The organism is Candidatus Aminicenantes bacterium, from assembly GCA_011049425.1.
Classification (GTDB): domain Bacteria; phylum Acidobacteriota; class Aminicenantia; order UBA2199; family UBA2199; genus UBA876.
Map to the genome: position 1 here is coordinate 1 of DSBM01000144.1, position 11,665 is coordinate 11,665.

Annotated in this window: 15 protein-coding genes; 12 read left to right on the forward strand and 3 right to left on the reverse strand. The window is 54.0% G+C overall.

Annotated elements, in window-relative coordinates; all coding sequences use genetic code 11:
- A partial coding sequence (locus ENN40_10475; GenBank protein HDP95766.1) for a zinc transporter ZupT occupies positions 1-267 on the forward strand: 267 nt, incomplete at its 5' end.
- 122 nt (positions 268-389) lie between these two features.
- A complete protein-coding gene (locus ENN40_10480; GenBank protein ID HDP95767.1) occupies positions 390-1,166 on the forward strand; it encodes an ADP-ribosylglycohydrolase family protein in 777 nt (258 codons plus the stop codon).
- Positions 1,167-1,342: 176 nt separating this feature from the next.
- Here ENN40_10480 and ENN40_10485 read toward each other — a convergent pair whose 3' ends face one another.
- Positions 1,343-1,810, reverse strand: coding sequence for a cation transporter (locus ENN40_10485; GenBank protein ID HDP95768.1), 468 nt, complete (start codon positions 1,808-1,810; stop codon positions 1,343-1,345).
- Positions 1,811-2,258: 448 nt separating this feature from the next.
- On the opposite strand from ENN40_10485, the gene ENN40_10490 reads away from it, so the two are divergent.
- From ENN40_10490 to ENN40_10530, 9 genes are all read left to right on the forward strand, one after another.
- Positions 2,259-2,438, forward strand: a complete 180-nt coding sequence (locus ENN40_10490; GenBank protein ID HDP95769.1) for a hypothetical protein — start codon at positions 2,259-2,261, stop codon at positions 2,436-2,438.
- A 1-nt stretch (position 2,439) separates the two neighbouring features.
- The gene (locus ENN40_10495) at positions 2,440-3,111 is read left to right on the forward strand and encodes a hypothetical protein (GenBank protein ID HDP95770.1); all 672 of its coding nucleotides are present in this window, start codon (positions 2,440-2,442) and stop codon (positions 3,109-3,111) included.
- Between the two features lie 46 nt (positions 3,112-3,157).
- A complete protein-coding gene (locus ENN40_10500; protein ID HDP95771.1) occupies positions 3,158-3,787 on the forward strand; it encodes an AraC family transcriptional regulator in 630 nt (209 codons plus the stop codon).
- 736 nt (positions 3,788-4,523) lie between these two features.
- Positions 4,524-5,006: a hypothetical protein gene (locus ENN40_10505; protein HDP95772.1), complete on the forward strand. Its 483-nt coding sequence runs from the start codon at positions 4,524-4,526 to the stop codon at positions 5,004-5,006.
- A gap of 333 nt (positions 5,007-5,339) precedes the next feature.
- Positions 5,340-6,467: a hypothetical protein gene (locus ENN40_10510; GenBank protein HDP95773.1), complete on the forward strand. Its 1,128-nt coding sequence runs from the start codon at positions 5,340-5,342 to the stop codon at positions 6,465-6,467.
- A 168-nt stretch (positions 6,468-6,635) separates the two neighbouring features.
- Positions 6,636-6,971 (forward strand): hypothetical protein, encoded by a 336-nt coding sequence (locus tag ENN40_10515; protein HDP95774.1) that lies wholly within the window; start codon positions 6,636-6,638, stop codon positions 6,969-6,971.
- A 50-nt stretch (positions 6,972-7,021) separates the two neighbouring features.
- A complete protein-coding gene (locus tag ENN40_10520) occupies positions 7,022-7,651 on the forward strand; it encodes a hypothetical protein (protein HDP95775.1) in 630 nt (209 codons plus the stop codon).
- On the forward strand, positions 7,608-7,988 hold the full coding sequence (locus ENN40_10525) for a cupin domain-containing protein (GenBank protein ID HDP95776.1): 381 nt from the start codon (positions 7,608-7,610) through the stop codon (positions 7,986-7,988). The genes ENN40_10520 and ENN40_10525 overlap by 44 nt, the downstream gene beginning before the upstream one ends.
- 111 nt (positions 7,989-8,099) lie before the next feature.
- The gene (locus ENN40_10530; GenBank protein HDP95777.1) at positions 8,100-8,414 is read left to right on the forward strand and encodes a hypothetical protein; all 315 of its coding nucleotides are present in this window, start codon (positions 8,100-8,102) and stop codon (positions 8,412-8,414) included.
- Positions 8,415-8,557: 143 nt separating this feature from the next.
- On the opposite strand, the gene ENN40_10535 is transcribed toward ENN40_10530, so the two are convergent.
- The gene (locus tag ENN40_10535) at positions 8,558-8,848 is read right to left on the reverse strand and encodes a hypothetical protein (protein ID HDP95778.1); all 291 of its coding nucleotides are present in this window, start codon (positions 8,846-8,848) and stop codon (positions 8,558-8,560) included.
- A 4-nt stretch (positions 8,849-8,852) separates the two neighbouring features.
- On the reverse strand, positions 8,853-10,469 hold the full coding sequence (locus tag ENN40_10540; protein ID HDP95779.1) for a reductive dehalogenase: 1,617 nt from the start codon (positions 10,467-10,469) through the stop codon (positions 8,853-8,855).
- Positions 10,470-10,716: 247 nt separating this feature from the next.
- Here ENN40_10540 and ENN40_10545 point away from each other — a divergent pair.
- A partial coding sequence (locus ENN40_10545; protein HDP95780.1) for a pyridoxal phosphate-dependent aminotransferase occupies positions 10,717-11,665 on the forward strand: 949 nt, incomplete at its 3' end.

An 11,665-nucleotide genomic window follows, 5' to 3' on the forward strand; every position in this document is an offset into this window, starting at 1 on the left:
GGCAATCGCCGCAAGGCGTTCCGGCTGTCCTTCCTGTCCGGTCTGGCCGAACCCCTGGGCGCAGTCGTGGGCTATATTCTCTTCCTGACCTTCTTCAGCGACACGATTTTCGGTTTCCTCTTTGCCGCGGTCGCCGGCATCATGGTGTTTATCTCTCTTGACGAACTTTTGCCCGCGGCCCGCGAGTACGGGGAACACCACGTGGCCATCTACGGCCTGGTAGCCGGCATGGCGGTCATGGCCATGAGTCTGCAGTTGTTTTTGTAAAAATAGTTGCAGAGTTAGAGAGTTGAAAATTTTTCTCTTGGGGTTAAATGTTATACTGAAGCACCGGGTTCCGGTCTCTCAAAACCGCAACAAGGCCGGATTGCCCGCACTGGAGGAGAATCATGATTGGGGCAATAGCCGGCGATATAGTGGGATCCGTGTACGAGCATTATTCCATCAAGACCAAGGATTTTGTTTTCTTTCATCCAGCGTGCCGTTTTACCGACGACACGGTTTTGACCATTGCGGTAGCCCAAGCGATCCTCACTGGGGAGTCTTACGGAATGGTTATCCGGCGGCTGGGACAACAATATCCTGACGCGGGTTACGGCAGGAGCTTTTTTGCCTGGTTACATGCGCTCCATCCAAAGCCCTACAACTCCTGGGGAAATGGGTCGGCCATGCGGGTCAGCCCCATCGGCTTCGCCTTTGATACAGAAGAGGAGGTATTGCTCCAGGCGAAAACTTCCGCGGAAATCACCCACAACCATCCCGAGGGTGTGAAAGGTGCTCAGGCCACGGCATTGGCGGTATTTATGGCCGGGACTGGAGCGGACAAGGAATCAATACGCCGGGAAATTTCCCGCCGTTTCGCTTACGACCTGAACCGAACCGTGGACGACATCCGACCCGACTACTCCTTTGACGTGTCCTGCGGGGGCTCGGTGCCGGAGGCCATAATTGCGTTCCTGGATTCCAATTCCTATGAGGACGCGGTACGCAACGCGGTTTCGCTTGGAGGAGATGCCGACACCCAGGCCTGCATTGCCGGAGGCATTGCCCAGGCGTTTTACGGCGGTGTACCCGCAGAAGTATGCACAAAAGTCAAAGAAATATTGCCCGCGGACTTGTGGGCGGTGATTGAGGAATTTTCAACCACTTTTGCAAAGCCCGCCTAAGACCGCCGAACCCAGTCGTTTTTTATCACCTCTCATTTCGTGGTCGTTTGGGCGGCAAGCGAAATCAGCGAAAACCAACCGGTACCGCCTGTCCGGCTTGGCATTCAAGAGATTGGCCTTTTCTTCTCCCGGCCGGCAGATTGGTTTAATTGCGAAAAGGCTGGTTTGCAGACCGTTTATTCGCATTCAGGCCGATCCAGCAAGCAGTTGCTATCCTTCCGGGCTGTCTCAACCTGAATTGTCGAATGCTTTATTCCGAAACGATCGCGCAAGTGCAGCTGCAGCTTTCTCAGGAAATCATTATCCAACCACTCGTTATCAACCACTACATGAACGGTCAGCGCATTTTCGGTGGTACTCAACGGCCAGACATGCAAATCGTGGATAAAACGGACGTTTTCGAAACTGAGCAAGTATCGCTTGATATCGGTGATATCTATGCTCTTTGGCACGGCATCGACCGCATAGTTGATGGAATCACGCAGCAATTTCCACGTGCCGACAAAAATAACCGTGGCAATCACAAGGCTAATCACAGGATCGACCCTTAAAAGAAGGGTCTTGGGCACATTTTTTTCATTACGGTTCTCCTGGTGTAGATAAAGGTGTAAATGGCCCCAAGGGGAAATAAGACAGTCGTCCATATGATGTCAAATTTCTTATGCCATCCAATGAGCTCAAAAAGATACTGACTGAAAAATACGGTAAAAAGCAAAACACCCCAAAAAATAATGATGTGACCATTTTCTTGAAGTCTTTGTTTTGTCTCTTCCATTGTCCTTGAAATTAACAAGAGACTTTCTTCAGGGGTAAACGATCTTTCGTCCATTGTATCCTTCTCCATTTTATTTATTAAAAAAACCAATAGTTCCTGCTAGCAAAAACCAGTTTATGATGTAAAGCTAGAAAAACATTAATTTCCTGTTTTTTTTCTGGTGGGGTCAGAAGGTTCCACCACCACTTTTTTCCGAAAATCTCTGGAGACCTCCTTGTAATTCCAAAACCATAGCCCTAAAATCAGTTTTTGGGGAAATCGGGTTTCCTATCAGTTCCCGCTATGCCGAAGGCGAACAGGAATCCGGTTGACCGAACATGGTGCAAGCATGGATGGAAGACCACAGCCAACGTCCGCTACTGGAATTCGTGCCTGATGCCCTGATGTCGCCAGAGGACATCTATGCCGTCACCAAGGAGGGTAGCGGAATGATCTTCACCTATCTGAAAGTTGTCATCGATTGTCTGGACAACGCCAAACCGAAGCGGTGGATTTGAGATGATTGCCGAGAAACCGCAGTACCCCGGTCAATGCATGCTGTGCAAGCAAACGTTCAACAAGGCGCAAATGGCGCGCCATCTCAGGAAGTGCGTCATTCAGAATCAGGGAGAAACCGGCATGTCCGTCAAGATGTTCCATCTTGTGGTCGAAGGGAACCATATGCCCATGTACTGGCTGCATGTGGAGATCCCCGGAGCTTTGACATTAGAGCATCTGGACGGCTTCCTCCGGGATATATGGCTGGAGTGCTGCGGGCATCTGAGCTGTTTCACGATTGACGGACAACGATATTCCGTACACCCCGCGGAGGACATGCTCTTTGGCCCTCGCGAGAAGACCATGGGGCAGAAGTTATACAAGGAGTTGGGGCCGGGCACGAAGTTCCAGTACGAATACGACTACGGCTCGACCACGGAACTGAAGCTCCGTGTTGTAGAATTCCGGGAACGCCTGGTAAAGAACCCGGGGATCACATTGCTCGCGCGGAACGAACCGCCTGCGTGGACGTGCGCCAAGTGCGGAAAGTCGGCCACGCAGATTCAGACGACGGGCTGGGGTCTCGATATTGACTCCGTGTTCTGCGAAGCCTGCGTAGGCGATGACGAAGAAGAAGGCTACCTCCCTCTCGTCAACTCACCCCGTACCGGTGTCTGTGGATACTGCGGCTAGCTGATGCGAATCAAGAAAGGAAGGTTGGGGGGGTCGCGTCTCAATATTGAACAATGAATTAATATATAGGTTTCCCAAAAATTACCCGCGTGTAAAGGCCAAGACTGGAAGAGAGGAGAGACGCAAATCCGAAGAAAAAGTTGAGGCAGTTGCAGGAATGGGGTCGGCATCGGAAATGTTGACTCCTTTGTATCCATCTTCGATAATGTTCTTTTCAGCCTGGATTTACAGAACTGTGACGAAATGCAGGCCTGCGGAGGAGGGAATGAAAAAACCCGCCTTACTAGTGCTTATCCCGGTCTTGATGGGCTTTTGGATGCCGGCCCAGGAAACAGCTTCGGGCCAACTGCCGAAGATCTCCAAGCAAGAGCGTCTGCGCCAAGCGGAGATCCGGGAGATTCCCGGCTTCACCTATGTATATCTGCAGTGCGAGGGCCCCTATGCGCGAATCCAGGCAAAGGTAGGAGAATTCATGGGGCAGTTCTTTAATCAGGGGTTGACGCCCGGCGGGAACTTCTTTGCCATGTACCAAAACTCCCCCGAACAGGTAAAACAGGAAGAGCTGCAATGGCGACTGGGATTCCCCGTCGCGGCGGACACAGTTCCAAGCGCACCGCTGGAAAAGGGCGAGTTCACGCCGACGCAGGCGGTGGTTTACCTTTATGTCGGCCCCTAGGAAAAAGTCGCGTACGCCTACGGCAAGATGACGGCATTCTGTGAACTGAACGGATATGAGCCAGCCGGAGCGAGTATTGAGAAATACCTTGACATGAATCCGATGGCGGTCAAACCCGAGGAACGCAAAACCGAGATCATCTGGCCGGTCAAAAAGAAATAAGAACTCGTTCGGGGTCAGTTCTTACATTATTGCTTTTGGATCTATTCCGTTTCGTGTGAGTAAGTTCGCATAGATGATGAGCGAGCGGTTGTGAGGAAGAGTACCCAGAGGGCATACATACCCAGAGGGCATACATACCCGCTGGGCATAAAGCATAAGCGAACGCAACGTAGGTTCCGGGGACCCATGGTCTGAGACAGGATGGCCGGCTGAAGGGTACTCCCTACAGCTTTTCCTTTTTCAAAAAAGAATAGCTTTCAAACCCACACAGAATGGAAGCGAGCCTTACTTTTTTCAATTCCCAGGCTCTTGATCGCCTCGGACAAAGCGACATAATCGCCGGCCTCCTTCATAGCCTTTTGTCATTTCTCTTTTTACCTGTTACTCAAGAGCGCTGGAACCGTAGCGCTTGCCGTCCAGACGAAAGGCCGCGCTATTATCAATTCGGCTGATCTGTCATCCACACAAAATGCAGCAATTCAAGACCCCATTCATTGATGGTAACCTGGTAAGTTGCGTTTTCGCGAGTGGTGTGGTATAGCCTGGGGGAAATCAAAAATAACGGAGAAATCGCATGAAGATTAAATGGATGATGGTTGTGATGCTGACGGCTCTGCTGATGGCCGCTGCACCTTTAGCTGCGAATGATGGCACGCCCGCCAAAGAGGGAAAACAGGAAACGTACCGCAAAGCCATCCTGGAGCAAGCCAAACTGGACATCAACGTGTTCAAAGAACAGCTCAAGGGCGGCCGGGCCGACGGTAAGGCTGTCACCGACTTTCCGCTGGAACAATTGATCAAGGGCATCGAGACGGAGATGGAACACACCAAGGACCCCATGCTGGCTTTGGAAATCGCCATGGATCACCTGGAAGAGCTGGACGACTACTACACCCGCCTCGAGGTCATGGAACATGGCCATTGCAAGATGATGGCCCGCGGCATGATGAAGATGAAGGCCCACAAATGCGCCATGCACAAAGACGGGAAAGCCGCTGAGCCGTGCAAGGCCGAAGCTGAAGATAAGGCGACCACCGCCACGGAAAAAACGGATTAATCCCCCGCCCCTTCCCCGGAATGTTTTTTCCGGAGAGAGGGCCACTCTTCAATGATCGGCATCAAGTCTTTCATTATTACAGGTTTTGTTCTGCGTTTCTGGACTGAGCTTGCATCCCGGCACTGAATACGGAATCGACTGCATGGGACGCAGGCGTCTTTTGATCGTTTCATCGTAACTCAGGTGACATATTCCGTAACCTTTCTGGATGCAAACTGCTTATGTTGCTCGTTCGGTCAGAGCGCTGAGAGCGAGTACGGTCTGCCGGCAAGATCCGCAGAATCAGAAGTAAAACCGCAACACATACTGGATCAGTGATCATCAAGGGGGACAATGAAGATAAAGTCCTTTGAGTTCAGCATGAGAGAACTGGCGGGATCCATGGGAGACTTCGGCACACTTTTCCCGCTGGCGATCGGTTATATAGTCGTCTGTGGTCTCAACCCGGCCGGATTCCTCGTAATGATGGGCATTGCGAACATCGTGACGGGGCTTGTCTATAAACTTCCCATGCCCATCGAACCGATGAAGGTGCTTGCTGTTGTTGCAATCGCCCAGCAATGGTCGCCTTCGATGGTGTACGCCTCCGGATTCGCTATGGGTGTAGTCTGGATACTCTTCGCGGTGACGGGGATCATCGGCTGGATAGCGCGAGTCACTCCCAGATCCGTCGTGCGCGGTATCCAGGTTACGCTGGGTGTGCTACTGGCCATCCAGGCTGCGAAAATGATCGCCTCCTGGTGGGTGGCAGGCATAGCTTCCATCCTCATCGTGCTCCTGTTCCGGCGCAACAGGTACGCCCCCGCTGCCGTCGTACTGGTGGTGCTGGGTTGCACGATCATACTCATCAGGGGACAGTATCCAGAGATCAGTCCTACTGTCATCAGCATGCCGATCCTGACCGGATTCAGCCTGGGGGAGGTCTGGAAGACACTGCTCCTTGCAGGCTTCGCCCAGATTCCACTGACGATCACCAACGCTACGATCGCAACATCATCCTTGATCGCCAAGTACTTCCCTGACAGGCCGGTTACTGAAAGGCAACTCTCCTACAATCAGGGGATTATGAATCTGGTTCTACCATTCTTCGGCGGTATGCCGATGTGCCATGGCGCCGGCGGCCTGGCAGGCCAGTACTACTTCGGAGCCAGGACTGGTGGAGCAAACATCATCGAGGGATTGATGGAGGTTACGATGGGGTTGTTGCTCGGCGGTTCTATCGCCGGGATATTGACTGTATTCCCCACTGCCATAATCGGCGCGATGATGTTTCTTGTCGGCTTAGAACTTACCAAGTGCGCAAAAGACATCCGGTTGGGCAAGGATATGGTTGCTCTGGCAGTGACCGTAACCGTGTCATTGATCTCCAATATGGCATTGGGGTTCCTGACCGGAATCGCATCCCATTATCTGATCCAGTTAATTGAGAGACACAAGGCGGCTGAGGATGACGAGCGTTAAGTGGATCGACAACCGAATTTTTGCAACTGAATTCGATCCAGACCAGTGCGTTGGGAAAAAGATGGCCGTTGTCCATTTTTCCGGAAATATATTTGCAATTTCAAGCTCACGCCGCTAGAATCAACAAGGGAAGATTTGGGGTTCTTATCAGTTGTCAGGAAAGGAAGGATGTTCGGACCCATCGGGGTCATGCTCGCCGAGCATGCCGAAGGCCGGAAGATCATCTCCCGCCTGAAGAGCGCTTTCGCCGCGTACGGATCGAGCCGGAGTACCGCCGCTCAAGAGATATCAGAGGATGCGAACGAATATGTGAGTCTGCTCAGTCAGCACATTGATAAAGAGAATAATGTCCTCTTCCCTGTGGCTGAAGGACGTATCAACGCGGCCGCCGATTCCCGACTTGTCGAGCATTTCGAGGAATTGGAGCGTGAACGGATCGGTGCCGGGAAACACGAGGAGTTTCACGCGATGCTCGAACACCTGAAGGAGGAATACCTGAAATGAAGGTTTTTTCATTCAGAGAAGGCAATGTGATTGAGAAAGGAGGATATACCATGAATCGGAAAAAGACTATGATTACGGGTATTTTTCTGGCCATGGCCGTACTTGTGACCTTGCTGTTCACCTCTCATTTAGTCTGGGCTCACTGCGACACCTTGAATGGGCCTGTGGTGGTCGAGGCGAAAGCCGCACTTGAGAAGGGAGACGTGACGCCGCTGCTCAAATGGGTGACGAAGGAACACGAGGCGGAAATCAAAACGGCATTCAAGAAGACGCTCGTCGTGAGAACCAAAGGTCCCGAGGCGAAAGAGTTGGCCGACATGTATTTCTTTGAAACGCTCGTAAGGATTCATCGGGCCGGCGAGGGTGCGCCCTATACGGGGCTGAAACCCGCCGGTCACGTTGAGCCGCCCGTGGCCGCCGCCGACAGGGCGATTGAGGTGGGCAGCGTGGACGAGCTTGCGAAAAACATCGGCCAAGCCGCCGAGAAAGCCGTCAAGGAGCGCTTTGAGCTCGTGATGGATGCCATGAAACACAAGGATGAATCTGTCGAGGCCGGAAGAAAGTATGTAGCAGCTTACGTGATATTTGTCCACTACGTCGAGGGATTGCACAACACGATTCAGGCGGGAGGCGCACATGGTCACGGAGAAGAAGGACAAGGCGAAGAGCATGGGCACTGATGGGCCGGCCGAGTCAAGAATGCCCGCCGACGAAGTTCTCGACACTGCGGGTATGGTAAGCTATGCCGATGGCAGTATTGTCAGCCGCACATTGGTAGAAAACAACGCGGGGACCATTACGCTTTTCGCTTTCGATGCGGGCCAGGGTCTGAGCGAGCATTCCGCTCCCTTTGACGCGCTGGTCCAGGTCCTCGACGGTGAGGGTGAATTCACCGTAGGCGGCAAAGTACACTGCGCGGCCGCGGGCCAAGTGCTGTTGATGCCCGCCAATGTTCCTCACGCCGTGAGAGCTGGAAAGCGATTCAAGATGCTTTTGACGATGCTTCGATCCAAGTGAGGGCCGGCCTGTTGTTCCAAAGCGCCTTTGGGCTTTGCCGATCATGCGCCGCAAGCGCTGGTTGCGCGTCATGCCGCTTGACAAACAGACACTCGCTAACATGATAACATTATGATCAAAATCAAAATCGGTATTCTTTTGGGCATTGTTGCCGGCATTATTGATGTGATTCCAATGATTATGCAAAAACTGACTTGGGATGCAAATATTTCAGCATTTTCAATGTGGATTGTGGTGGGATTCCTGATAGCCACGATTGATTTGAAAATGAATTCAATAATCAAAGGGATACTTGTCGCATTTTTAGTTTTATTGCCGTCCGCAATATTGATTGGTTGGAGTGAGCCGTTTACTTTGATTCCAATTGCAATAATGACAACAATACTTGGCGGATTACTTGGGTTTTCAATACATCGATTTTCTTAGATAAAGCAATTCAACCCCGGCCTGTATTGATCATAATGCCGGCAATATACGCGCCCCGGGGAAGGCCCGATCACTTATTATCTCCTTGAATCATTCATGCCACTTCCAACACACCTGCCGGCTCGAGCGGATATCCCGGGGAATCAGGTTTCGCGGCCCCGCCAGAACACCCATGCCAGGACGGCGCCGGCCACCGCCTCCAGAACGATCAACAGGGCCGGCAACTTCCAGCCCGGAATGACCTCTCCTTCTCCGATAAAGGTAAACGCCAGCAGGATGCTGAACAGGAGAAACAGGTACCAGGCGGCCGCCATCAGCCATTTCCACCACGTCATCCTCAGCCCCAGGTCCCGTGCCCAGCGGATGGCCGCGGGAATCACCAATCCGAAAGTCGCACCAACAATGAATGCGTATATTACCAGACGTGTAATCATGGCTCTACTCCCCCCGGGTGGGATCCGGTGCGCTGATTTTGAGGTATTTTTTAACCTGCAACCATTCGGGTGGTTGGCGGTAATTGGCGAAGCGGCCGTCCGGCGGCGGCAGGTACTCCCGGGCGGAAGGAGCCTTGAAAAAGGTTTTCTGCATCCAGGTAAGGGTTCTGCGCACCAGCCCGGTTGGGTCCCGGGTATCCGCGGCCCTGGCCAGGGTGTGGGCCCAATTGGCCTTGCGGCTGTAGGGACAGGCGATGAGGCATAAGCGACACCCCAGGCCTCCCATACTCTGCATCCAGTAGTTGTAGCAGGAGGTCTCACGGATCTGCCAGTGGCGGTAGCCCCGGTAATGGGAATCGCTGTTGTCGGGCGCGAAACTGATGGAGTTGGATGGGCAGATCTCCGCGCAGATCTTGCAATGTTCGCAGAACTTGCGGACCCCGAAATCGATGGGCTTGTCCACCTGCATGGGCAGGTTCGTTGTGACGAAGGCAGCGCGGAAATTGGACCCCGCTTCCGGAGTGATCACGATACCGTGACGGCCCTGCTCGCCCAGCCCGGCATCCACAAGCACCGGGACCGCCATCAGGTCGTAACCGTCCATGGGGGAATGGCGGCGGGCGGGATAGCCCAGGCTCTTGATGAAATGCTCCAGCCGCCGCGCTGCTATACTGGCCCGGGAATAAGCGTCGTAACTGGTACCGCAATTGGGGTTGGACTGCACCTGTTCCCATTGGTGTGGAACTCCCAGGGCGATCACGCAGGTCCAGTGGTCCGGGACCTTGTAGGGACCGTGGTTTTGGGAGCCGCGGAGCCCGTAATCGTAGCACCAGTTTGGGTTCAAACGGGCGATTCCAACCATGCTGGCGCCGAAATGATGGGTCACTTTCTTGATGAGCTCGGCGGCTTTGCGTGGGCTTTTAAACGGCACTGCGCCGGGAATGGGGCGACCATGTGCCATAGTGAAGTCGGAAATTTCAGGAGGCTCGGTAATGGGTTCGGTTGTTTCCCAGGCATTGGACCAGGCTTTGATCAAGGTGTAATGCGCGCCGTACTTCATCTGGTCTTCACGGCGCTTGGGCAGGATCGATTCCACGCGGAATTGATCAAAATCGTATACTTCGGGAAAACGTTCATAGTAACTCTTGACGGGCTCGGAAAACGCTTCCATGGGGGGGTATCCCTGCTGGCGCGATGGAGCGGGATGCGCATCAGTAACCGTGCGTCGAGTTCGATCGGCAAGATCTTTTTCTCCATCCGGCGGGCCACCGCTTCCCAACTCCCCGTTGGTGGCCTTCGCGGTTGGATGGGTGCCGCGTGCCCGCATCGTGTCGCGCATTACCAGGCGCTGTCTGCCGAATGGGGATTCCTCTTCCCGGGGGCGTCTTGTCGGCCCCACTTTTTCGTATGGGGGCGTGTCGATTTCCAGGGGTTTGCGGTCCACGAACTGGGTATGTTCACCGAGGTGCTGCCACCCCGTGTGTGTGGCCGGATCACGGCCGGCTTCCAGGCCCGCGCCGGCCACGGCGCCGATCTGGATGCCGGCAGCCACGGCGCCCCCGACCTTGATGAAGTCGCGGCGTGAAACGCCGCGCGAATCGCTTTGCTTATGATCTGCCATGTTAACCTCCTGGATGCCGCGTTTCAAAGGAGCCGCCGCCGGGTTAGCGGACCATCCGTTCCGGTATACTATACCGTATCGCGGCAATGATTGCTAACCCCGGAAGCTTACCGTAGCTGTGATAGCGTCAGGTCCAGATCTGTGTTCCCAATCTCCCGGGGGTCTTGTGGACGAACCGCCGGTTGTATACTAAACTGTAGTCATTGAGCGGGAAACATCCGCAAATTCCGTTTGACGGGAGGTAAAGATGGGCACGAAAATACAAATGAACCCCGGGGTGAAGTCCATCGTTATGCCGGAAAACCTGAAAGTCGGACTCATGGTGGCCGAGCAGCGTAAAAAGTGCAGCCTGATCGGGTGCACGGACGAATACTACGGTCTGGCCTTCGGCCAGAGCCCTTTTCCGGTGCCTGAACCCCTGGTGGAAGCCCTGGCCCGGAACAGCCGTCACGGCCACTACGCCGACGCCCGCGGCATCGAGGAATTGCGCGAAGCGGCGGCGGGGTTCAACGCCCACCACTTCGGCCTGCATGTTTCACCGGAACGCATTTTCATCGGACCCGGCACCAAGCCTCTCATCGACATCGTGTTTCACATCGTGGCCGGAGACCTGGTGCTTCCGTTCCCCTCCTGGATCGGCTACTACCCCCAGGCCCTGCTCATGGCCAAGCAATATCACGCCTTTCCCCTGCACCGGGAAAACCACTACAAGATCGACACGGATGAGCTGGACCATTTCCTTGCAGACAGGCCGGATAAACAGAAAGTACTGGTGCTCAACAATCCCCATAACCCCACGGGGGCGGTCTACACCCGCACGGAACTTGAAGCCCTGGCCGCGGTCTGCCGTCGCCGGAGGACCCTGGTACTGGCCGATGAAATTTACGCCCTCACCACCTACGCGCCCGATGACTTCGTCTCCATGGGAAAGGTCTACCCGGAAGGCACCTTCGTGACCAACGGGCTGTCCAAAGATCGCTCCGCTGGCGGCTATCGACTGGGTCACATCATCCTGCCGGAACAATGTCCCGAGGCCCTCATGGACGCATTCAACAAGGTCGCGGCCACGGTGTACACCAACGTGACCACGCCCGTTCAATACGCCGCGGTCACGGCCTACGCACGCAACGTGGAGATCGAGGCCTATTTCGTTATGACGCGACGTATCCATCGCATGATGGGAACATGGTTGAGCC